Raw genomic sequence first — 21,594 nt, forward strand, 5'->3', positions numbered from 1 at the left:
TTCTTGACTCAAGCATTAATGCAGTACGATCTTCAAAGTTAAGATGATGGTATGACAATTTTATATACTCCATAAACCCTTTAAATTAATTAGGTGGTTTATGTCGCACTTCAAGTTTTACTCTGCCCTGTAATCACGTTTTTCCAAGTGTGAAAGACAAAAATAAATTCTTGAGTGGGGAAGCACCTAATAATGCTTTAAAGCGTATGGGCTATGACAAAGAAGAGATTTGTTTACATGGTTTTAGGGCTTTAGCAAGATCTTCTTTAGCTGAAATGGGTTTGTTCCAAAGAGATGCTTTAGAAAAGCAAATGAGTCATATAGAAAAGAATGATACCGTTGGAGCGTATACTCATATTGCAGAATACTTAGAAGAACGTAGAAAAATTATGAATATATGGAGTAACTGGCTAACCTATATTGAAAATAATCCGTATATAACTCCTCATGAATATGGAGACTTACTGAATTTAAAATCAAAAGAGAAAATGAATGAAGCTCTTCTTAGCGAATAGTAGGGTTGTTAAATGTTCAGTCAAAGATTTAATGAAATACCAAAATGTTGAATCAATTTTGGCTGAAGATATAAGTGAAAATAATGATGTTTTATCTTATGCGATTGAGTGCTGGATAGGATATGGTTTAATTTATCCAAAAATTGAAAATATAAAATTAGATGATCTAAGTAAAATAATTCCAAAAGTATTTTTGTTAAGAAATGATGATAATAATATAAAATTTTTTAAAAATTTTGGTCATATTGTGTTTAATTTAAATGAGTATGAGAAAGAAGTTAGTCATCTAATTTATTATGGTAGTTTTTAGTTGAAATTTGACTTTTATAATATAAAGCAGTATAATAGCAAGTATAAAATATATATTTAAAAATAATAAAAGTTCATATTATATATTAAGGCGACAATTGTTTAATTTTTTAAAATACTATTTTAATTTTGAATCCATAATTTTTTTATTGGGTTCTATTTTTTGTTCCTAATTTGGAAAAATTATAAAAAAAGGAGATTTTGATATGAAGAAAAATAATAATTATGAAATAGATTGGATTGATTTTGATTTATTTGTTAATGGGAATGCAGAGAAAATTACAGAGGGTTCAATCTTGTATACAACTTTGCATTTAGATACAGTCGATGACGTTTATAAATTGTCTGATCAAAATTGTCAGATAAAATTTAAGCCTAAAATTATATCATCTGATAAAGGTAAAACTGTTACTTTGACATACAAAAAAGATTATATTCATGTTTCAGGAAATATTTATAAGTGGTTGAAATCACAAAATGTTACTGGTGAAAAAAATTTACTTAATTTGATTGTGGAATTTGTTAATGTTTTAAAGTCTAAAGATTTGATTTCTTTTTCAGAAGAACAGTTTAAAAATATCAAGAATGGGAATTTCAGAGTATATCGAGTTGATGTGAAACTTGATTATATTTTTGCATCTAAGCAAGATGCTTTAAGATATTTAAATAATGTACAAATGCTTGGTTATTTTCCTTATAAGGCTAAACAACTATATAAAAATGGCTGTTATTTCGGTATGAGTAGTAAAACTAGATGGAGTTTAAAGTATTATCACAAAGGAAATGAGTTGAGAGAAAAAAATCAAAGATTTTCTATAGAGCCAAAAATTTATGAAATTGCTGAAAGAATGGTTAGAGCAGAGTGTAAAATTCTAAATGCTCAACTTAAAGACTGGAATTTGATGTATGCAAGCCAATGGAATGATTTAGAAAAAATAAGAAGAATGTTCGATGATGTATTTTCTAAATTAAAGCTTCCCAATGTTGATAAGAGAAATAATATTCTAGATATAGAAAATAAATCTGATAGAAAATTTATAACACTTTATGAAGAAGGCTGTATTTCAGATTATTATTCTAGGACAATGATTCATTTAAAGAAGAAAAAAATTTTAAATGAGTATGGTATAGACTTAAATATAAAAAATGAACAAAGAAAGCTACTAAAATGAAAATAATCATAAGTGATAGAAATATTGATAAATCTAAAGCAAATCTAGAATTAAGAATAATAAGAAATATAAAAGAAAAAAAGGGGGAAGAAAATGATAGAAATGAAGAAATTAAGACTAACAAAAAAAGAAGTGTGTTACATGTTGTCTATAAAACAAGATAAATTGATTAAATTAATTAATAATGATGAAAAATTTCCTCGTCCAATTAAGGATGGAACTAATAGACAATCCGCCGTATATTTTGATGCTAAGGCAGTAGAACTTTGGTGGTATAATAAAACCAATCAATCAATAACACAATGATTTTAAAGGCGATACTTTTGTATCGCTTTTTTTTTACTAATTTTTTAGAACTCTATACACAGTTGCTATTCCACACTCGACGGCTTTTGCAATTTCTTCTTTTGTTAGCCCTTTAATATTTAGCTCTTTAATTCTTCGATGCTTTTCTAAGTTCGCCTTTTTTCCAGTTGGAATGTAGCCACTTCTCATTAAACCTTGCTTAATGCGTTCTCTGCGTTTGTCATTATCTAATCTAGCCATAGTGGCTAGGAGATCAATCAGCATATTATTAATAAGAGTTAGAATTGAGCTAGTGATACTTTCATCTTGTGCAACTAGCATATGTGTAGTGGGCAAATCAGCAACTATTAATCTTAATCCCTTTTCTTTGATACGATTCTTCAGTATTTCAAAATCATTTTGAGAAAGCCGTGATAAGCGGTCTACACTTTCGATTAATAAAATATCTCCATTGGATGATTCTTCAAGTAATTTGTTTAGAATTGGGCGTTCCAACTTAGTACCTGACTCATTCTCAATATATTGTATTAGGTCACTTTCAATATGATTTTTTGCAAATTTTTTCAAGTCATCTAATACACGTTCTGCATCTTGTTCTTTCGTACTTGCTCTTACATAAATTCTAACAGTCATTATTATTTACCTATTAACTTGCAACGAAAATGATAAATTAATAATTTAATTCCTGCCAGGAACTCTTTTGATAAAAAAATAAGGCTTTTAAGAAATTATTTTAAAGGTATAGTCAAATAATAAAGAACTAGTATGTTTGCTAGAATGTGGAGTTGTGATTTTAAAAGTACAAATGGCTCTAGAGGTTTAGAACCATTTGTGAATTTTATCAAAGAAGTACTTTAATAATTTCAATGGTTGTTTTTGCAGATACTAGACAAGCTATTCTATGGAAGTCATCATTTTTTCCTGGTGTCCCATTATCAACAACTGCTTTAGCACTAAAAAACATTGGTTTAAAATCTGTTAATCTTGCCGCTTCATAAAGAGCATATGATTCCATTTCAAATGCTGCAATTTTTCTATGTTGCATATTTATAATCTTATTAAAATTTTCATCTGCAACTACTGCACTACCACTAGATAAAATACCTAATTTAATGGAAGTGCTAATTTTTTCAAGATGTTGAGGTATTTCAGATCTATTAGGAGAAATATCACTAAGGATATGATTAACAAATCCCTCTCTAGAAATTAATTCTTTGATCTTTAATTTCACTGTATGATCAAGCTGAATTGAGTAGGGTTCAGGTGTAAATCCATCTGCAGTCCATTTACCAGAATCATGTTGGTAACATAGTTCGGGAATAGTAATATCATAAATTTCTGCTTCCCCCTCTATTCCTGCACAAATTCCACTCATTGCAATCAGCTTAGGTTTGAATATCTGTAATGCCATAGTTGAAGTAATAGCTGCATCAACTAATCCCATCCTAGGGCAAGTAATTACTAATCCTTTGAGGCTGTCTAGTTTAATATCTAAACAGTCTAGACCTTGAATTGATTTAGATTCAGAAATGTCTAGACCTATACTTCTATATGCAATGCTTTCTTTTGGTAAAGCACATACAATAACAAAATCATATTTGGGTGGGGGAAAATTATCTATTAAGCGCTGTAGAAGTGGTTTTCTCCAAGCTTCTTTTTCACAAGAAAAAGTTATTACATTGATATTATGACTATTTAATTCTTCAAAATTATCAATAGCAACGGCATCAAACTGTGTTAGAGCAAGTACAGGAGTCCTAATATTTGGGCAATCTTCATCTCTTAAGTCATATATAATCGATCCACTTAAATCGATTGGGTCACTTTGAGGATGTGTAGGTACAATTAAATCAATAATAATTAGATCATAAATTTCACGCTCTAACTTTTTGATAAAATTAGTACGATCTTCAGAACGATCAATTTTTATGTCAGGGTTAAAATTTAAAATTTCTTCTGAAATTAAATTAAATTTATGGGTTTCATCTTCAAGAATTAAAATTTTCATACGATTGTAAAAGCTCTTTGAGGTCTTCTTTCCATGTTGTTGTATCTTCTGAATATTGTATACATCCTAACACGGTACAATCTAGCAAATCTTTAATATTGGAAGAGGCAAGATCAATAGGAAAATATTCACCACATATTTCAACATCAGGATATTGAGTCAGAACGATACAATCATCTTTACGATCTAAATATTGAATTTCAAGAATTACTTGTAAGCCTCCATTCAGCAAGCTTATTGGGGAACCTGTTCCTGATTCTATAGGATGGCTTGGTATTGCCATATCAACTAATATTAAGTGAAAAATAGATTCATTGATTAGGGTTATAGCATTTTGAAGGTTTGTAGCTACTACAATATTAATATTTACCATATTGGCATAGAGAAAATCCTTTAAACTTTTTAATTTAAAACTATCATCCTCTACAATTAAAATATCAAACATTATGTAATACCTTATATGAGAATATTATATTTACTTTGCGGTTTGAACATTCAATTTTTTCAATTACGAAATTATTATCATATTTCATAAGATGGTATAGTTTTTTTATTCCGCTTCGATCTTCAGATAATTGTGCATTATCAATATCCATTTCTTGATCGACTTGGAGTCTGCTATTGATATAATCTTCGTTGTCGCTATCTTTTATATCAGAGCTAACAGAAACTATAATTTTATAATTTGATGGATCAATTGTATAGAATTTTTCTAAATGGCTAGTTGGTTTTCCATGTTTCGCTGCATTATAGATAATCACATATAATGCATCATATATAACATGATACGCTCCACCAAACAACTCGAAATCGAATTGATTATCTCCATCTATATCTTTGAACAAAGGAAACGTGTCTCTGACTTCTTCAATAACAGCTTTAAAAAGAAGTGATAAACTTGCTTTAGGAGCCACTGAATGAGGTCTTTTGAACCATTCATATATAGAAATAAATTTATCATTAATTGTTCTATGTAACTCTAATGTAAAACTAGTTGTTAGTTCTTTAATTCTTTGATTTTGATTGATTTTTAATTGTTCTATTTTTGTTTTATTTAATATTTCATTTTTTTGATTTTTAAGAAAATCATTAATATTTCTTAAATCAATTACGATTAAGCGCCAGCAATATTCAACAATAACGGTACTTAAAGTACTAGTGCCATTTTTTGAAATAAATTCAGAAATTATATTTTTGGCACAAGCATAAGCAACATCTGTTTTACTAGGAGAATTTAGGTCAGTTTGTATTAAACCATCTTTATTTTTGGTGGATTTAATATGTAAATTATGTCGAATGATATTATCAATTTTTTTTTCATATTCATTTTTCCAAATTTTCCATTGGGTTAGAAAGGAAGGGTCGGACAGAAGAACTTCATATTGTTCCTCTAAAGGGATAATTACATTTGAAAACAAATGTCCTTTAAAAGTACCATGTCTAATTCTCCGACCAAGATATGATGAAATTCCAAATATTTTATTATTACAAAATTCAAAGTATGCTTTTTCTATTAGTAATAATAATTGAGGAGAGTCATAATAATCTAATAAACCATTTTGGCTCAAACTTGATAAACAGCTATTAAATTCCCTTAATATATCATCGCATATCCATTCATTAAATCTATAAGAATCGACATAAATTCTGTTGTCATCAATTTCATTTCTTATTCTATTAATTTGATGATCAATTAGAAGGGTTCTTGCTCTATCATTATATTGTCTGTCGCCTGTAAAATCACCCATCCATGTATGTAGATCTGCTCTTGTTTCAGTTATTTTTAAAGTTGTAGGAATAATTTGAGACATTGTTGCAATGAAATCTTCTGTGCATAATTCATAAGTATACTCAGCCACAGCTTTTGATTTTGTCGATAAGTATTTTACAAAGTCGACTAAATTGCTATTAAATCTTTCAATAGTAATTTTTTGAATATATTTCTTTAATCGATGATTATCTTTTTCATTTCTACTTTTTTTACCTATAAGGAGATAAAAAATGATCTGTGATTCTAAACAGTCCGTTTTTTCTGCTGCCATTCTTAAGTATTTTTGATCTACTGTCCGTGATAGATCTTGGGTTCTTCCCATTAAATTATATAAACTTGATAATGAGATTATTACATTACCTTCATTTTTCATCATAATGTGATTAAAAATTGAAGAGCGTGTTATAGATCCAGATTCTTCTAGGATTTTTAAATCTAAATAATTATGTTTCGTCAAACTTTGGGAAATAGATAGTTCATCTAAACTTAAATCAGCTATCCATTCATTTATTATATGTAGTTGTTCTTTAATTTCAATTTTTCCCATGGATTCACTATAGAAATTGTCATTTAAAATTCTATATTTATAAATATCATCGATCTCATACCATGCACTGGAATGTTTGTAAAATATATCTTCACTATCTGTTTCGTAATTATTTATATAGAATTTTGCTAAGTCATTTAAATCTATGGATGGGTTTTTTATTGAAATAACATTGTCAATAGTATCTAGATCTTTTAAATTTAGAAAATTATTATTATATTTTAAAAAAAACAAACCATCAATTAAAGAGCTTTGTATATTGCTTAATAATTTTTCATTTATTTCTTCAAGATTGTGGCTTTGTAAATATGTGAATGGTATTTCTGATATGTGTTTGCAAAACAAGCTTTTTTCATGTCTATTAATTATAGACTTTTTAAGTCCTAAATAATCTATATCGATTTGATAGCATTGCTGTAATGAGCTAATAATTAAATTTCTACCTGTAGAATTGTATTCACTAATAAATTTTTGAACAAAATTTAGATTATTTTTATCATTATTTAATTCTTTTACTAGAAGAATTTTCCTTAATAAAAAATGACTATAACCAAATTTCTGGTAAATTTTTTCAATTTCAGAATCAGATTCTTTATACTTTTTGGTTATAATTAATTTATTTAAACCATCTATTTTTTTAAAAAAATCATTTAACTTGTTTTTATTTTGTAATGCTAATAGTTCTACGATCTTTACTTGTTTTTTAAGCTCAATACATTTTAGGCGTTGAAAATCATCATAAACTTGGGCCGTAGTGGGGAAGTAATCAGGAATAACTTTTCTTTCATAATCTTCAATCTTAGTTAGAGCATTATAAATTTTTACTAAATCTTTGTATTGATAAAGTTTTCTAAACTTATTTAAAACTTTAATTTGATCTTGGTTTGGATCAAAGAGAATCGGTCGTAAAAGATTGCGAGAGGCAACATCTAATTTCTTAAAGTTCTGAAGAAACTCTGCTTGATTAATTGTCATTTTTTTAATATTAAAGTGATTGGTATTTGTATTTATGTTCATCTATCTTTTGCGCCCCCTTGATTGAGCTAAAGATTTTACTGCTAATTTGATTTAATTTCATTCACTTTTAATTGGGCTTAGGTCAATAATTTGCATCCTTGATTAATCCGATTTTATTAGATAAGGAAACACAATGAAGTTAAAAGATGCGTTTGACTATATCCTTGATAAAAATAATGCTTTAAGGGATTTCAATGCATACATGATAGGGGTGGCATATGATGGCGATGATTCTTTTTTATTTGTAAATCTGACCATAGATGACGAAGTAATAGAAAAAAATACGCTTTACTATCATGCTCATGTTACAAGTGGAAAAATTGGAAGTTCAGAGGGGGAGGAGGATTTTTACAGTGCAGAGAGCATTGAAGACTTACTTGCTCAATTATCCCTGATTGCTTCTGATTTAAGCTATCATGTTTATATGCTAGATGAGGATGTTTTAGGGCTAAGTAGTGAATACGCGTTAAAAGCACTTTTTCCTAGGCTACCTAACCCTGACTTTCATTATCTAGATGACTTTAAAGTAGAAGCTATTAAGTTGGTGTCTACGCTTAATCATTAAGATTTTAGGATTGTTTTTTATTTAAGTTATTGTAATAGCAGAGTTTCTAATTTTAAAAATGAGTACCTTGGTGAGTACCTTTTAGTTTTTTAATTTAAATAAATTTAGTTAAAACAATTGGATATATTAATATATTGATCCCGACCCTCGGACCAAAATTCTAAAAAACCCCAAGCACATTCAGTCTTGGGGTTTTTTATTGTCTGAAAAATAATAACCTGTTTCTTTTTATCTGCTCTTCAAAATTATCTTCTTGATTTAAAAGATAGCTTGTGAAAATAACACTGCATAGAACTGCTTAAAAAATGGATTGCTTCAGTGATTGCGCTGCATGAATTGGACATAAAAAAAACCGGCACGTCAGTGCCGGTTTTTTTAATCAATTTAACCGAAGGTTAAATCGATTTTTTAACTCATTACATAGAAGCAAGAGCAGCATTCAACGTTGCACTTGGACGCATCACTGCATTTACTTTCTCTTGATCAACTGCGTAGTAACCGCCAATGTCTACTGATTTGCCTTGAACTGCTGTAAGCTCAGCAACGATTTTCTCTTCATTTTCAGCTAAAGTTTTTGCAAGTGGTGCAAATTTCGCTTTCAATTCAGCATTTTCGTCTTGAGCAGCCAAAGCTTCAGCCCAGAATTTCGCCAGGTAGAAATGGCTACCACGGTTGTCCAATTCGCCAGTACGACGAGAAGGAGACTTGTCGTTATCCAGCAATTTGCCAGTCGCTTGGTCTAAAGTTTTAGCAAGTAACTTGATGTCGTCATTGCCTTCTTTAATACCCATTTCTTCTAAAGACACCGCCAACGCCATGAATTCACCCAGTGAATCCCAACGTAAGTGGTTTTCTTCAACTAACTGCTGTACGTGCTTAGGAGCAGAACCGCCTGCGCCTGTTTCGTACATGCCGCCACCTGCCATTAATGGCACGATTGACAACATTTTCGCAGATGTACCCAATTCCATGATCGGGAACAAGTCAGTCAGGTAGTCACGCAGGATGTTACCTGTTACAGAAATAGTATCTAGACCGCGAGCAACACGTTCAAGCGTATAACGCATTGCACGTACTTGTGACATGATCTGGATATCAAGACCAGTGGTGTCATGATCTTTCAGGTATTTTTCAACTTTCTTGATCAGTTCGTTTTCGTGTGGACGGTACGGGTCAAGCCAGAAGATTGCTGGCATGCCAGAGTTGCGTGCACGAGTCACAGCAAGTTTCACCCAATCACGGATCGGTGCGTCTTTCACCTGACACATACGCCAGATATCGCCTTCTTCCACGTTTTGTGACATCAACACTTCGCCAGTTTCAAGATCAACGATGTTTGCAACACCAGCTTCAGAGATCTCGAAGGTCTTGTCATGTGAACCGTATTCTTCAGCTTTTTGCGCCATCAAACCAACGTTCGGTACAGTACCCATGGTTTTTGGATCAAAGTTGCCATTCCACTTACAGAAATTGATCATTTCCTGGTAAATACGCGCGAATGTAGATTCAGGCATAACTGCTTTACAGTCGTAAGGTTTACCGTCAGCGCCCCACATTTTACCGCCACCACGAATCATTGCAGGCATAGAAGCATCTACAATGACGTCGTTAGGAGAATGGAAGTTAGTGATGCCTTTTGCTGAATCAACCATTGCCAGTGCTGGACGGTGTTCTTGACAAGCATGCAGGTCACGGATGATTTCTTCACGTTGAGAAGTTGGAAGTGTCTCGATTTTCTCGTAAAGACCGGCCATACCGTTATTGACATTAATGCCAAGCTCATCAAAAAGCTTGCCATGTTTTTCGAATGCTTCTTTGTAGTAGATTCTTACACAGTGACCAAAGACGATTGGGTGAGACACCTTCATCATGGTTGCTTTAACGTGTAAAGAGAATAGGATACCTGCTTCTTTACAGTCATCCAGTTCTTTCTCGTAGAAGTCGCAAAGTGCTTTCTTGCTCATGAACATTGAGTCGATGATTTCGCCGTCTTGAAGCGCAACTTTTGGCTTAAGAACAATGGTTTCACCAGACTTGGTGATCAATTCCATTTTCACATCACGTGCGCGGTCTAAAGTCATTGACTTTTCGCCGTGGTAGAAGTCACCTTCGTCCATGTGTGAAACGTGAGTTTGAGACCACTGTTTCCACTCGCTCATAGAGTGCGGGTGTTTTTTCACGTAGTTTTTAACGGCAGCAGGCGCACGACGGTCTGAGTTACCTTCACGTAGAACAGGGTTTACTGCTGAACCAAGACATTTGCTATAACGTGCCTTGATTGCTTTTTCTTCTTCAGTGGTCGGGTTTTCAGGATAGTCAGGGATTGCATAGCCTTTAGACTGAAGTTCCTTGATACACGCTGTTAGCTGGCCAACAGAAGCACTGATATTTGGGAGTTTGATAATGTTCGTGTCTGGATCTTGTGTAAGACGACCTAGCTCAGCTAGAGTGTCAGGCACCTTTTGCTCTTCGCTTAGGTAATCTGTAAATTCGGAGAGCACGCGCACAGCTACAGAGATGTCACTTTTGACGATCTCAACGCCAGCTGGCTTAGTAAAGGTCTCAATGATCGGCAGCAGAGAATAAGTCGCCAGTAATGGCGCCTCGTCGGTCAGTGTGTAAATGATAGTTGACTTTCCACCAGCCATATATAGCCCCTTGCGTTGGATTGAGTTTCTGAGGACCGAACTTTTGGCCCAGCCTCTTTGAACCGATTTGCTTAAATAAAAACATTGAGAGTATCGTCTTTCAGCGCATTTCAGTCAACGAAATATGCCTTTAGATTGAAATTTGGGTGAAAATTTGTACAGATTTGTATGGTTTAGCCGTGTTTATATTTTGTACAAAAAAATAATCATCTTCTGCTGTAAATCCTGATGAAAATGATCGGAAATGATTCGCTAGCCAATTGTATTCACTGAAAATGGTTTTTTGAGTCCGACATAGACTTAAACTGATCCTCGATATGGATATCGGTACTGAGTGACTGGATGCTGTTTTGCGAAAATTGAGTCAGACTGACGATGCAAATTTGTCCTTGGCAGATGGCTACATCATCATGGAATAGCTTTGAGCTATACTGGCGATCATTAATTAAATGATTTTAAAGCTTGCAGCTAACAAGGAAATGTAATGCCCAGCCTGTTTATTGTGATGCTCGGTGGTCGTCATGCCCGTGCCAATACAGAAGTTCATGATGTGGTTTTGGCAATAGGAGAGAGTCTGGAAGATACCTATCCGCAATTGAAAAATGCCTGGTTTGCGGAACAGAAAGGCTTGCATATTGATGCCTGGGCGCAAATCAACGGGCTAGAGTTTGAAGGCAAATCCTATGCGCTGCAATTTACTGATGCACAGCCGCAGCAATCCGATGAAAAACTTTGGCTGATTAATCTGGGCGGTTATGATCCACGTGAATTTGGCGAGCTGCATCGTTATGTGCTGGTGGTTGCACAGAATGCCATGGTGGCCAAACAGTGTGGTAAAGCTTACTTCGCCCGGCACTGGCAAAAACAGCATACTGACCGTGTGCTGGATGTAGATGACTGTATTGCCATCGATCAGGTTTATGGCCGCTACGTCCAACTGCTAGAGGGTAGTTTTAGCGGCAATCGCTGGGAAAATACTTATCTCACGATTTAAAGCAGTTTGCGATTGAATTAAACCTGCGGCTGGCTTGATGATTCGATAAGCGGTTTAAAAAATCTCTTTATCAAAATTTAATAATTGGCATAATACTGCCAAGGAAAAACAGTTTTGACTGAGATGGAATGTCTTAAATGGATTTAATTCAGGCAAATGGACAACCGCGTTATGGACGTTTCAAGGAGCTTCCAAAAAGTATTGACTATCAGGCATATCAATACAAAAATCCTTATGGTCATGTGCTGTCAGGCTGGCGTAAGCATCTAAAATATAAAAAATTCAAATTCTGTAGTATTCAGCACGAGCATTATACGATTGGACTGGCGATTGCCGATATTGCATGGGCAGGGCATGGTTTTGTCTATGTCTATAACCATATGACCAATGAAGTGCTGGAATGGAATGCGATTAATTTCCTGTCCCGTAACACGGTGCTGGACGAGCAGCCACTGTTTAATCATAGTTATTTTCACAAGTCACCTTTTCAGATCGATATCCAGCATGCCAACGGCGTGCGTTATATCAACGTCAGCAAATATGGTGAAATTAAACTCAGTGCCCGGATTTTCTGTGCTGGCACAGACCCGCTGAGTATGTGCAGTCCGACTGGCATCAACGGCTGGACCTATACCCAGAAACTGACCACTTTGGGCTGTGAAGGCTTTTTCATTAACAAGCAGGGTGAAACCATTCAGTTTAATGAACGCAGCTTTGCCTCATTAGATGATACCTGTGGCTTTTTGCGTCCAGAAACGGCCTGGTTCTGGCTGTCCTGTAATTTCTGGGATAGGAATCAGAACCGGATTGGCATTAATCTGGCCTCAGGTGTAAATGAAAGCTTTGGTAATGAAAACTGTCTGTGGATCAATGGAAAGATTTATGCAGTGGCCGATGTACTGTTCCAGCAGGAATCGGAAAACCAATGGACGATTCAGTCGCTGGATGAAAAATTGAATCTGATGGTGAGTACAGGTTGGCGCCGTTATGAAAATCTGAACCTGCGTCTGGTGGGAAGCCAGTTTAGTCAGTGGCAGGCCAAAGTTTCCGGAACGATTCAGCAGGATGATCAGGAAATTATTTTACTAAATGAATATGCCTTGCTTGAACGGCATTATGCCAAATGGTAAAAGTGCAGGACATAAGACCTAATTTAAAAGCCTTCAATTTTGAAGGCTCTTTTGATTTGAGCTTAATCTTTGGCGGCCTGCCAGAAGGCTTCACCGGCCTGAATCGGGTCATTGGTTTCGGCTAAGGTTTTTACCCAGACATCATATTGCGCAATCACCGGATGCTGACTAGGATGGAAGTCTTTTTTAAACCAGTCCCGATATTGTGGGCCCATGCGGGTCAAGGTGCCGTTACGGCCAAACAACCAGGGCAGTCCTTTCAGGTTCATTTGCAGACGCTCTAAGACACTGAAGCCATCATGTTTCAGCATGACATTGGCGCGATAGGCGGTATAACTAAACATCAAAAATGTCGTACTGAGCAGGGTCATTTTGCGCATCCATTCAGGTGTTTTTGCGACCTCTTTCATCACGTCAAAAGCCACATCACGATGTTCCATTTCTTCAATCGCATGCCAGGCAAACATGGCACGTACATAAGGATGGCCGTCTTTTAAGGTGGATTTCTGACCGTAAAAAGTTTCAGCCATCAGCGCGGTTAAGTGTTCTGCCGCTGCCGTCGTGGCAATATTGAACTGTGCTGAACGATGTTTGAGGTCATAAGCGAACATATTGTTCAAACGTTCAATAAAATCATCGACAGGCATGCCTTGTTCACGCATCAGCTGGTTCATTTTTTCATGGGCAATGCCGTGCTGTGCTTCCTGACGAATAAAATCCGCAACACGTTTTTGCAGCTCCGGGTCTGTGATCTGATCGCGGAACAGGCGTACACTCTGAATAAAATAGCGCTCACCATCTGGAAAGGTCAGGCTCAAGGCATCGAACATGCGGGTCAGAAAGGGATCGCCGCCAAACCAGTAGCGCGGAATTTCATCCAGTTTAAAATCAAGCTGGGTCCGGACCACGGGCTTTATTGAAGATTTTAATACTGCATTCATCTTAGGAATTCTTTTTTGTGACGAGACGGACAGTATGTCGGGGAATCTCGTAATTGTTTTGACAGAGCTTGCCAATTTTTATACATTTTATGCCAAATGAAAATAAAACTGCTCAGACTAAAGCAGGCATCGAGAAGCGCGCATGCAAGAAATTAAAATATCCAATGGTTATATTCAGCTTTGGGCGACTTATCTGCGCAGTCTGCAAATTGAGCCTTTGGAAGCTGACTTTCTGCAAGATGTACATGAAGCGCTGGCGACCCTGATTGATCAGCCTTTTGCCACGCAAGTGCCGCTGGAATTATTAAATCAGCTTCTGTTAAAAACCCGGCAATATTTAAACTGTCCGCAACTGATTTTCGAGATCGTGCAGGTCATTCGTCCAGAACATTTTGGTGTGCTCGGTTATATGGCTTCGCGAAGCAGCAGCGTTGCGGAAATGATCCACCATATTATGCGTTTTCAACGACTGGTGATTGATGGCAGTGAGTTTGTACCTTTGCAGTTGAAGCAACATGAACACAGTATTGAATTATATTGGGCTTATCTGGATGAAAAATATAATCTGCTCAATGAGCTGACCATGGCCGCGATGGTGCAGTTGGGGCGTGTCATTTTGCAGGATCATCAACTGTTAGTCCGTTGTGTACGCTTTGCCCATGCGCCCGATAGGGGACAAATGCATTATCAAAAGTTTTTCGCCAGCGAGGTGATATTTTCCCAAGCCTACTATGGCATAGAACTGGATCTACAAGGACTGGCGCATCGGTCTGAGCAGGCAGATCCAATGCTGTTGCAGCTACTGGTTCATCAGGCAGAACAGGCGATTGCAGCCAAGCCACCACTTGAGAATTATCTGGAGCAGGCCCAGCAAATGATTGCCGAACAGCTCCGTATCCGGCATCAGGCCATTAAAGTTGAACAGCTTGCCCGTCAGTTGCTGATGTCGACACGGAGTTTGCAGCGCTTATTCAGCACCCATGACACCTCATTTAAAAAACTGCTGGAACAGCAGCGGATTAAACGCTGCGAGCTGCTGTTGCAACAGGAAATGGGGCTGAGCGAGATCGCCGAGCAGCTGGATTATTCTGACCAGTCGGCATTGGCACGGGCCTACAAGGCAGCCACCGGACAGACCTTGTTAGAGCGTAAAAGGCAGTTACACCAACAGCGAAGCTAAAAAAAGCGACCCGTATCGGTCGCTTTTTTATTTTGGGAGGATAACGATATTAAGCGCTGGCTTTGATGTTAGGGAATCTAAACGCAATCGCCGCAATCGCAAAAATGGCCAGAATCCAGCAATAGTACACTCCACCAATCAGTTCAACCGGCGAGATTTTTGCAATAGAACAGGCCAGTAGTAACTGTGCGCCATAAGGAATTAAACCCTGTACCACGCAAGAAAAAATATCCATCAGTGCGGCAGAACGCTTGGGATCTACGCCGTATTCTTTGGCGACTTCACGCGCCATATCACCAGACAGAATAATCGCCACGGTATTATTGGCCACAAAGATATTCGAAAACACCACCAAAAAACTAATCCCGATTTCGCCAGCACGTTGCTTCCCAACTTTAAACAGACGGGTCAGGCTATAAATACGCTCGATCAGCCAGCGTAAACCGCCTTCACGCTGCATGATCGCCGACAGGCCACCCAGAAACATCGACAATAACGCCACTTCAAACATGCCGACAAAGCCATCGTAAATTGAAGTATTCAGTTTGAGCAGATCGAATTCAGCTGTGGCAAATAGGCCAAACAAGCCGGAAAGTAGTACGCCAATGGTCAGTACAGCCAGAACGTGTAAACGGCTAAAGGCCAAAATAAATACGGCGATATAAGGTAAGACCAGAAGCCAGTTAAAATCCTTGTATTCCAATGTGTTGCTACTGCCGGTACTTAACACGTAAATTAAAATAGTGACGATTGAGGCTGGAACTGCAATCCAGACATTGACCCTGAACTTGTCACGCAGTTGTACGCGTTGGCTGGTGGTCGCCGCAATGGTGGTGTCTGAGATCATGGACAGGTTATCACCAAACATGGCACCACCGACCACTGCACCAATCGCATAAATCACATCGATATCGGTCACCTGGGTGAAACCAAAAGCGATCGGCGCACAGGCCGCAATGGTGCCCATGGAGGTACCCATCGCCGTGGCAATAAAGGCCGAGATCACAAATAACATCGGCAGAATAAATGTAGGTGGAATCACCGACAGGCCCATCTGCACGGTGGCGTCGACGCTGCCAATGGCGCTACTGACGCTGGCAAAAGCACCTGCCAGCATAAACACCATAAACATCAGAATTAAGTTCGGATGACTGGCACCTCTGAGGAATTCCTCAATGCCCTGGTTGAGTTTGCCGCGATACACTAATGCAGCCAAGATAATCGCAGGCAGGGCAGCCACAGGCGCTTTCACCTGATAGAACGCGAACTCGGTTCCGATCATGGAATGATAGATCCCGCTACCCAAAAATATGGTTAAAAATACAATAAGCGGCAGCAGTGCAATGGCGCGTGCCTGCACTGTAGCCTCAGAATCAGTCTGCATAGGAGATAAAAAAGTAAGAGAATAGGACTAGTATAAAGCAGGTTTTGCAATTTCAGAAAACTTTAAATGAATGCGCTAACATCTGCATTTTTATTAATTTTTATATGATAAAAATAAGTTTATCTAAATATTCAAGATTTTAGGTAATAGCAAAATTAGGCATCTTTGATCATTGTGAAAAAAATCAAAATAATCGTAAATAGACCCTTCCGAATTGTTTTGAAATCTTCGCACAGGAAATGAAGTACTCGAGGTCGGTATCGCAGACTGTTCATTGGACAAAAAATAGCGTTACAATGCGATGTCTTGTATTTCTACATAGTCAATGCCTCAAGTTTGAAACACGTTAAGGAAAATACCACCCTATGTCACGTTTAGTCACACGATTTGGACAACTTAAATCTCAACAGCGTAAAGCTTTAGTTTCTTATGTCATGGCGGGTGATCCGCATCCAGAAGTCACAGTGCCTTTGCTGCATGAGATGGTGGAAGCGGGTGTCGACGTGATTGAGCTGGGACTTCCTTTCTCAGACCCGATGGCAGATGGGCCGGTAATTGCACTAGCTGCTGAGCGTGCTTTGGCAGGTGGAACCAATACTCTGGATGCACTGCACATGGTGAAAGAATTTCGCTTGAAAGACCGCGAAACACCAGTGGTGCTGATGGGTTATCTGAATCCGGTTGAAGTAATTGGCTATGAAAAGTTTGTGGCTTATGCCTATGAATGTGGAGTAGACGGCGTACTGCTGGTGGACTTGCCACCAGAAGAAGCAAAAAGTCTGGGTGAAGTACTGGAAAAATATGACATGGATCAGATTTTCCTGCTGGCACCAACTTCAACCGATGCACGTATTCAACATGTAGCAAAACAGGCCAGCGGCTTTATTTACTATGTGTCACTGAAAGGCGTGACCGGTGCAGCAACTTTAGATGTCTCTGAAGCCGCTGCACGCATTCAAAAGATTAAAGCTGTGACTGATGTTCCTGTAGGCGTAGGTTTCGGTATCAGTGATGCTGCATCTGCGAAAGCGATGGGTGTTGCTGCCGATGCAGTTATTGTGGGTAGTGCGTTTGTAAAGCAGTTTGCAACGCTCGCACCAGAACAAGCCGTTATTGCGACGGTGAATAAAGTCAAGGAGCTTCGAGCAGCGCTCGATGAGTTAGTATGAGTCAACAAGTGAAATCAGGCAAAATTCTGAGCCCATCGACCCCATGGACGGAGCGTACTGTTCCGGGCATTCAGGTACCCGATGAGCAAACGGCATATAAAGCGACATTTACCGAGCCTACGATTGAGTGTCCTGAATGTCATGCATTGGTGACCCGTACTGCTATGTCATTTAATGCCTATGTCTGTCCGCAATGTGATGAACATTTGCGTATGAAAGCCCGTGAACGTCTGAACTGGTTCTTTGATCAGGTACAAACAGAATTGGGTCAGGAATTTATAGCCAAAGATCCCCTGAAATTTGTCGATAGCAAAGCCTATCCAGACCGTATGGCTGAAGCGCAAAAGAAAACCGGTGAAACTGAAGCACTGGTGGTAATTCAGGGTTTGCTGAAAGGCGTACCGATGATTGCCTGTGCGTTTGAGTTCGACTTCATGGGCGGTTCTATGGGCACAGTGGTCGGTGACCGCTTTGTTCAGGCTGCAGAACATGCGATTGAAGCTCGTCAACCTTTGATCTGTTTTGCTGCTTCGGGTGGTGCTCGTATGCAGGAAGGCATGTTGTCCCTGATGCAAATGGCGCGTACTTCGGCTGCGATCCAGCGTTTAAAAGAAGCAGGTCTGCCTTATGTAGTGGTATTGACTCATCCAGTGTACGGCGGTGTGACCGCATCATTGGCAATGCTGGGTGATGTACATATTGCTGAACCGAAAGCGATGATTGGCTTTGCCGGTAAACGTGTGATCGAACAGACTGTACGTGAAAAACTGGAAGAACCGTTCCAGCGCGCGGAATATTTGCTTGATCATGGGGTAATCGATCAGATTGTTCACCGTCATGCATTACGTGATACAGTTTATCGTATCGTTACGAAGTTGATGAATTTGCATTGAACACAGCACCATTAGCAACAGATTCTTTAAACACATGGCTCGAGTATTGGAGCCATGTTCACGTTACGGGTATTGATTTAGGTCTGGAGCGCGTTATTCCGGTGGCTGAAAAGCTGGGCGTGACATCTCCAGAGGCCAAAGTGCTAACAGTGGCGGGAACCAATGGTAAGGGTTCAACCACCACTACACTAGCCGCGATCCTGAATGCGCAAGGCTTCAAGGTCGGGCTATATCAGTCTCCACACGTGTACCGTTTCAATGAGCGTGTTAAATTGCGCGGCATTGAAGTGGAAGATCAGTTGCTGATTGATGCTTTTGTTCAGGTCGATCAGGCTCGTCGCGAATGCGGTTTGAGCCTGTCTTTCTTTGAAGCCACGACACTGGCTGCTTTTGTGATTTTTAAAGATCAGTGCTGTGATGTCTGGGTGCTGGAAGTTGGTTTAGGCGGCCGTCTGGATGTGGTCAATGTGGTCAATCCGGATGTTGCGGTGATTACCAATATTGGTCTGGATCATACTGACTGGCTTGGTGACACCATCGAGAAAATTGCTTTTGAAAAGGCCGGAATTATTCGCCCGGATATTCCAGTCGTGTTTGGTGGACAGCAACAGATCCCGCAAGCCATTCTAAATAAAGCTCAAGAATGTAATGCATCTTTGTATGCAATCAACCGGGATTATTTCTATAAAGCCTTTGAAGATGGCCAAAGCTGGGCTTTTGCTTCATCGGGTACGACCTTAAAACTCCCAACAGGTTCACTGGCATTAGATAATATTTCTACCGCCGTGGCCGCCATTCTGCTGAGCGAATTAAACGTCAGCCAGCAGGCAATTGCACAAGGCATTCAAACGGCAAAATTGCCGGGACGTTTTGAAATCCGTCAAATCCAGAATAAAACCGTGATTTTTGATGCAGGACATAACCCGCATGGGGTGGAATTTCTGCTGAAACAATTACGAGATTATTTAAATTACAATCAAAAATATAATGAAGTCATTTGTGTATTTTCAATGCTGGCAGATAAAGATATAAATTCTGTCGTCAAGTTATTGAAAGACACGGTTCAATTGTGGAAAATTGCACCATTATTCGTCCCACGTGCGGCAGAGGTCACAGTTTTGGCTGATGCTTTAAGCGGTGAGGCGGTAGAACAATTTGACAATGTAAAATTAGCTTTTAAATCAGCACTGGATCAAACAGATAATAATCAGCTGATTTTGGTATGTGGATCATTTCATACCTTAGAAGCGGTATGGGAGTATTTGGAAGAATGTCAATGAATAACAAACAGCGCTGGATGGGCGGTGTTGTTTTACTCGGTGGTGGTGTTTTATTGGCAGCATTACTCCTGAAAGGCCAAGATGAAATCAATCAGGACCGTCAGCAAAATCCGGCACAGGCTGCGGAAGTTGAAAATAAAGAGACAGGCAATCATTCGCTCGGTTCTTTGACGGTCGATGTGGAAACAGAAAAGCGTTTACTTGAACAGCAACGTCGTGACCGGGAAAAATCGGTTGCAGAGCAGGAAGCACGTGCAGCCGAATTTTTAGCGATGCAACAGCAGGCTGAAGCAGATGCTGCGCGTAAAGCGGCTGAAGAATATGCTGCCCTGAATGCACACCGCCTGGGACAGCAAAGTTCCGATAATATTCCGCCAGAACTGGTTGAAGACGAACAGGCCAAGCAGAAACGTCTGGCTGAAGAAAAAGCGGTGCAAGAAAAAAAGTTAGCCCAGCAGCAGCTGGACCAACAAAAAGCCAATAGTTCTACTGATGCAGCCAAGAAAGAAGCAGAGCGTAAAGCTGCTGAAAGTAAAGCCGCTGAAGAAAAACGCAAGTTAGAACAACAGCAAAAAGCCGAAGCAGAACGTAAGGCGGCTGAAGCAAAACGTAAAACCGAGGAAGAGCGTAAAGCGGCTGAAAAGAAAGAAGCTGAACGTAAAGCAGCCGAAGAAAAACGTAAGGCCGACGAAAAGCGTAAAGCTGAAGAAGCTAAGAAAAAGGCTGCAGCCGAAGAAGCCAAGAAGAAAGCAGAAGCTGAACAGGCGCGTAAGTTACTGGAAGGTGAAGAGGACAAGCAATGGATGGTGCAGGTGGCACTGGCAGCGAATGAAGCCAATGCGGATGCTGTAGCAGCCAAACTGCGTGCCAAAGGTTATAAGGTCACCAAAAGCTCAACTTCTAAAGGTGTACGCATCATGGTGGGGCCGTCCAAAGACCGTGAGACTGCAGATGCACTTCGTAAGAAAATTGCGTCTGATGCCAGCCTGAATATGAAATCAGCTTGGGTGAATGACTGGGTGCCGCTGGATAAGCGTTAATTCTTTGTATTAACCAAAGTTTCTGTAAATGGATTCGTGAGTTGCTCGCGAATCCATTTTACATTTTCAGGGGTGAATAGATTGTCAATATTGCGCCAAATGGCATGAAAGCCATAACCGCCATGTTTCATTTCCTGTAGTGCCTGCTCAATCGGCCAATGTTCAAAAATAATCCGGTACATGGCGACACTGGCACCGGTTCGGTCTGAGCCGTGATAACAATGCAGGAGCACCTTTTGATGATTTTGTTGTGCTTGCTGAATCAGTAGCATAATTTTCAATAAATCTTCCCGATCAATTGCCCAGGTATGTATGGGTACATGATGCAGCTGAAATTTTTCATTGCTCAAAAGAAAGCTGTCTTTATCCCGTGAACGTAAATTAATAACTACATCGATTTAATGCTGTTTTAATAAAGGAATGAGTTCAGTTGAAGGCTGCTCACTACGATAGACAAAATTGCTGATTTGATGAAAATTATGATTCTGATGAATGGGCTGTCCCCAATGCTGAGGACGTTGAGGTTCAGGCAGGGCCGGCGTGGTCATACAACCTGTCAGGAGGCAGCTCATCAGGATGGGAAATATGCAGATTTTCATACAGAGCATAGATGTTGTTTTTGTTATTTCAAGTTTAAAGTGGATATGGAATTTTGAATATAAAAAAGCCTATCCGAAGACAGGCTGTATCAACAAATCGAATCCGTGGCACGTCAATGTCGTATT

19 protein-coding genes and 1 pseudogene are annotated in these 21,594 nt (G+C 38.5%); 12 read left to right on the forward strand and 8 right to left on the reverse strand.

What is annotated here, in order from left to right; translation table 11 throughout:
* Window positions 1-149 precede the first annotated feature (149 nt).
* From FTT86_RS13895 to FTT86_RS13910, 4 genes are all read left to right on the forward strand, one after another.
* Window positions 150-515 (forward strand): tyrosine-type recombinase/integrase, encoded by a 366-nt coding sequence (locus tag FTT86_RS13895; protein WP_373886142.1) that lies wholly within the window; start codon window positions 150-152, stop codon window positions 513-515.
* Complete coding sequence (locus FTT86_RS13900) at window positions 493-825, forward strand: hypothetical protein (RefSeq protein WP_004891432.1); 333 nt, start codon at window positions 493-495, stop codon at window positions 823-825. The genes FTT86_RS13895 and FTT86_RS13900 overlap by 23 nt, the downstream gene beginning before the upstream one ends.
* Window positions 826-1,030: 205 nt before the next feature.
* Window positions 1,031-1,996, forward strand: a complete 966-nt coding sequence (locus FTT86_RS13905) for a phage/plasmid replication protein, II/X family (RefSeq protein WP_180181380.1) — start codon at window positions 1,031-1,033, stop codon at window positions 1,994-1,996.
* A 93-nt stretch (window positions 1,997-2,089) separates the two neighbouring features.
* Window positions 2,090-2,302 carry an AlpA family transcriptional regulator gene (locus FTT86_RS13910; RefSeq protein WP_004891435.1) on the forward strand — a complete coding sequence of 71 codons (213 nt, stop codon included), beginning with the start codon at window positions 2,090-2,092 and terminating at the stop codon, window positions 2,300-2,302.
* Between the two features lie 36 nt (window positions 2,303-2,338).
* Here FTT86_RS13910 and FTT86_RS13915 read toward each other — a convergent pair whose 3' ends face one another.
* From FTT86_RS13915 to FTT86_RS13930, 4 genes are all read right to left on the reverse strand, one after another.
* Window positions 2,339-2,935, reverse strand: coding sequence for a recombinase family protein (locus FTT86_RS13915; RefSeq protein ID WP_180181381.1), 597 nt, complete (start codon window positions 2,933-2,935; stop codon window positions 2,339-2,341).
* Window positions 2,936-3,143: 208 nt separating this feature from the next.
* Window positions 3,144-4,310 carry a hypothetical protein gene (locus FTT86_RS13920; protein ID WP_180181382.1) on the reverse strand — a complete coding sequence of 389 codons (1,167 nt, stop codon included), beginning with the start codon at window positions 4,308-4,310 and terminating at the stop codon, window positions 3,144-3,146.
* Window positions 4,291-4,755, reverse strand: coding sequence for a response regulator (locus tag FTT86_RS13925; protein WP_004891443.1), 465 nt, complete (start codon window positions 4,753-4,755; stop codon window positions 4,291-4,293). The genes FTT86_RS13920 and FTT86_RS13925 overlap by 20 nt, the downstream gene beginning before the upstream one ends.
* The gene (locus FTT86_RS13930) at window positions 4,748-7,645 is read right to left on the reverse strand and encodes a hypothetical protein (protein ID WP_180181383.1); all 2,898 of its coding nucleotides are present in this window, start codon (window positions 7,643-7,645) and stop codon (window positions 4,748-4,750) included. The genes FTT86_RS13925 and FTT86_RS13930 overlap by 8 nt, the downstream gene beginning before the upstream one ends.
* Window positions 7,646-7,778: 133 nt before the next feature.
* Here FTT86_RS13930 and FTT86_RS13935 point away from each other — a divergent pair, with 133 nt between their 5' ends.
* A complete protein-coding gene (locus tag FTT86_RS13935) occupies window positions 7,779-8,210 on the forward strand; it encodes a hypothetical protein (protein WP_180181384.1) in 432 nt (143 codons plus the stop codon).
* A 416-nt stretch (window positions 8,211-8,626) separates the two neighbouring features.
* On the opposite strand, the gene FTT86_RS13940 is transcribed toward FTT86_RS13935, so the two are convergent.
* Window positions 8,627-10,858, reverse strand: coding sequence for an NADP-dependent isocitrate dehydrogenase (locus FTT86_RS13940; protein ID WP_180181385.1), 2,232 nt, complete (start codon window positions 10,856-10,858; stop codon window positions 8,627-8,629).
* Between the two features lie 484 nt (window positions 10,859-11,342).
* On the opposite strand from FTT86_RS13940, the gene FTT86_RS13945 reads away from it, so the two are divergent.
* Together FTT86_RS13945 and FTT86_RS13950 are read left to right on the forward strand one after the other, a co-directional pair.
* Window positions 11,343-11,852, forward strand: a complete 510-nt coding sequence (locus FTT86_RS13945) for a DUF1543 domain-containing protein (protein ID WP_180181386.1) — start codon at window positions 11,343-11,345, stop codon at window positions 11,850-11,852.
* 137 nt (window positions 11,853-11,989) lie between these two features.
* Complete coding sequence (locus tag FTT86_RS13950) at window positions 11,990-12,982, forward strand: DUF2804 domain-containing protein (protein WP_180181387.1); 993 nt, start codon at window positions 11,990-11,992, stop codon at window positions 12,980-12,982.
* 62 nt (window positions 12,983-13,044) lie between these two features.
* On the opposite strand, the gene FTT86_RS13955 is transcribed toward FTT86_RS13950, so the two are convergent.
* Window positions 13,045-13,923, reverse strand: coding sequence for a metal-dependent hydrolase (locus tag FTT86_RS13955; RefSeq protein WP_004645170.1), 879 nt, complete (start codon window positions 13,921-13,923; stop codon window positions 13,045-13,047).
* Window positions 13,924-14,065: 142 nt separating this feature from the next.
* Here FTT86_RS13955 and FTT86_RS13960 point away from each other — a divergent pair, with 142 nt between their 5' ends.
* On the forward strand, window positions 14,066-15,103 hold the full coding sequence (locus tag FTT86_RS13960; protein ID WP_180181388.1) for an AraC family transcriptional regulator: 1,038 nt from the start codon (window positions 14,066-14,068) through the stop codon (window positions 15,101-15,103).
* A gap of 49 nt (window positions 15,104-15,152) precedes the next feature.
* Here FTT86_RS13960 and FTT86_RS13965 read toward each other — a convergent pair whose 3' ends face one another.
* A complete protein-coding gene (locus tag FTT86_RS13965) occupies window positions 15,153-16,487 on the reverse strand; it encodes a Na+/H+ antiporter NhaC family protein (RefSeq protein WP_180181389.1) in 1,335 nt (444 codons plus the stop codon).
* A 365-nt stretch (window positions 16,488-16,852) separates the two neighbouring features.
* Between FTT86_RS13965 and trpA the strand changes: the two genes are divergently transcribed.
* The 4 genes from trpA to FTT86_RS13985 are packed head-to-tail and all read left to right on the forward strand — an operon-like array spanning window position 16,853 to window position 20,869.
* Window positions 16,853-17,656: a tryptophan synthase subunit alpha gene (trpA, locus tag FTT86_RS13970; protein WP_168387012.1), complete on the forward strand. Its 804-nt coding sequence runs from the start codon at window positions 16,853-16,855 to the stop codon at window positions 17,654-17,656.
* The gene (accD, locus tag FTT86_RS13975) at window positions 17,653-18,549 is read left to right on the forward strand and encodes an acetyl-CoA carboxylase, carboxyltransferase subunit beta (protein ID WP_004645174.1); all 897 of its coding nucleotides are present in this window, start codon (window positions 17,653-17,655) and stop codon (window positions 18,547-18,549) included. The genes trpA and accD overlap by 4 nt, the downstream gene beginning before the upstream one ends.
* Window positions 18,546-19,829: a bifunctional tetrahydrofolate synthase/dihydrofolate synthase gene (folC, locus tag FTT86_RS13980; RefSeq protein WP_180181390.1), complete on the forward strand. Its 1,284-nt coding sequence runs from the start codon at window positions 18,546-18,548 to the stop codon at window positions 19,827-19,829. The genes accD and folC overlap by 4 nt, the downstream gene beginning before the upstream one ends.
* The gene (locus tag FTT86_RS13985) at window positions 19,826-20,869 is read left to right on the forward strand and encodes an SPOR domain-containing protein (RefSeq protein ID WP_005252804.1); all 1,044 of its coding nucleotides are present in this window, start codon (window positions 19,826-19,828) and stop codon (window positions 20,867-20,869) included. Before folC ends, FTT86_RS13985 begins: the two co-directional genes overlap by 4 nt.
* Here FTT86_RS13985 and FTT86_RS13990 read toward each other — a convergent pair.
* Window positions 20,866-21,468 (reverse strand): annotated as a pseudogene (locus FTT86_RS13990) (dual specificity protein phosphatase family protein). The gene FTT86_RS13985 and the pseudogene FTT86_RS13990 overlap by 4 nt on opposite strands.
* Window positions 21,469-21,594: the final 126 nt, after the last annotated feature.

The sequence above is a fragment of the Acinetobacter sp. YH01021 genome, from assembly GCF_013420255.1.
Classification (GTDB): Bacteria; Pseudomonadota; Gammaproteobacteria; order Pseudomonadales; family Moraxellaceae; genus Acinetobacter.

Bases quoted from the DNA above. Each gene is read 5' to 3' on its own strand.
- FTT86_RS13905 (WP_180181380.1), top strand. From the start codon at position 1,031: ATGAAGAAAAATAATAATTATGAAATAGATTGGATTGATTTTGATTTA.
- accD (WP_004645174.1), top strand. From the start codon at position 17,653: ATGAGTCAACAAGTGAAATCAGGCAAAATTCTGAGCCCATCGACCCCA.
- FTT86_RS13950 (WP_180181387.1), top strand. From the start codon at position 11,990: ATGGATTTAATTCAGGCAAATGGACAACCGCGTTATGGACGTTTCAAG.
- FTT86_RS13900 (WP_004891432.1), top strand. From the start codon at position 493: ATGAAGCTCTTCTTAGCGAATAGTAGGGTTGTTAAATGTTCAGTCAAA.
- trpA (WP_168387012.1), top strand. From the start codon at position 16,853: ATGTCACGTTTAGTCACACGATTTGGACAACTTAAATCTCAACAGCGT.
- FTT86_RS13925 (WP_004891443.1), bottom strand. From the start codon at position 4,755: ATGTTTGATATTTTAATTGTAGAGGATGATAGTTTTAAATTAAAAAGT.
- FTT86_RS13965 (WP_180181389.1), bottom strand. From the start codon at position 16,487: ATGCAGACTGATTCTGAGGCTACAGTGCAGGCACGCGCCATTGCACTG.
- FTT86_RS13985 (WP_005252804.1), top strand. From the start codon at position 19,826: ATGAATAACAAACAGCGCTGGATGGGCGGTGTTGTTTTACTCGGTGGT.
- FTT86_RS13915 (WP_180181381.1), bottom strand. From the start codon at position 2,935: ATGACTGTTAGAATTTATGTAAGAGCAAGTACGAAAGAACAAGATGCA.
- FTT86_RS13930 (WP_180181383.1), bottom strand. From the start codon at position 7,645: ATGAACATAAATACAAATACCAATCACTTTAATATTAAAAAAATGACA.
- FTT86_RS13935 (WP_180181384.1), top strand. From the start codon at position 7,779: ATGAAGTTAAAAGATGCGTTTGACTATATCCTTGATAAAAATAATGCT.
- FTT86_RS13960 (WP_180181388.1), top strand. From the start codon at position 14,066: ATGCAAGAAATTAAAATATCCAATGGTTATATTCAGCTTTGGGCGACT.
- FTT86_RS13945 (WP_180181386.1), top strand. From the start codon at position 11,343: ATGCCCAGCCTGTTTATTGTGATGCTCGGTGGTCGTCATGCCCGTGCC.
- FTT86_RS13940 (WP_180181385.1), bottom strand. From the start codon at position 10,858: ATGGCTGGTGGAAAGTCAACTATCATTTACACACTGACCGACGAGGCG.
- FTT86_RS13920 (WP_180181382.1), bottom strand. From the start codon at position 4,310: ATGAAAATTTTAATTCTTGAAGATGAAACCCATAAATTTAATTTAATT.
- FTT86_RS13910 (WP_004891435.1), top strand. From the start codon at position 2,090: ATGATAGAAATGAAGAAATTAAGACTAACAAAAAAAGAAGTGTGTTAC.
- FTT86_RS13955 (WP_004645170.1), bottom strand. From the start codon at position 13,923: ATGAATGCAGTATTAAAATCTTCAATAAAGCCCGTGGTCCGGACCCAG.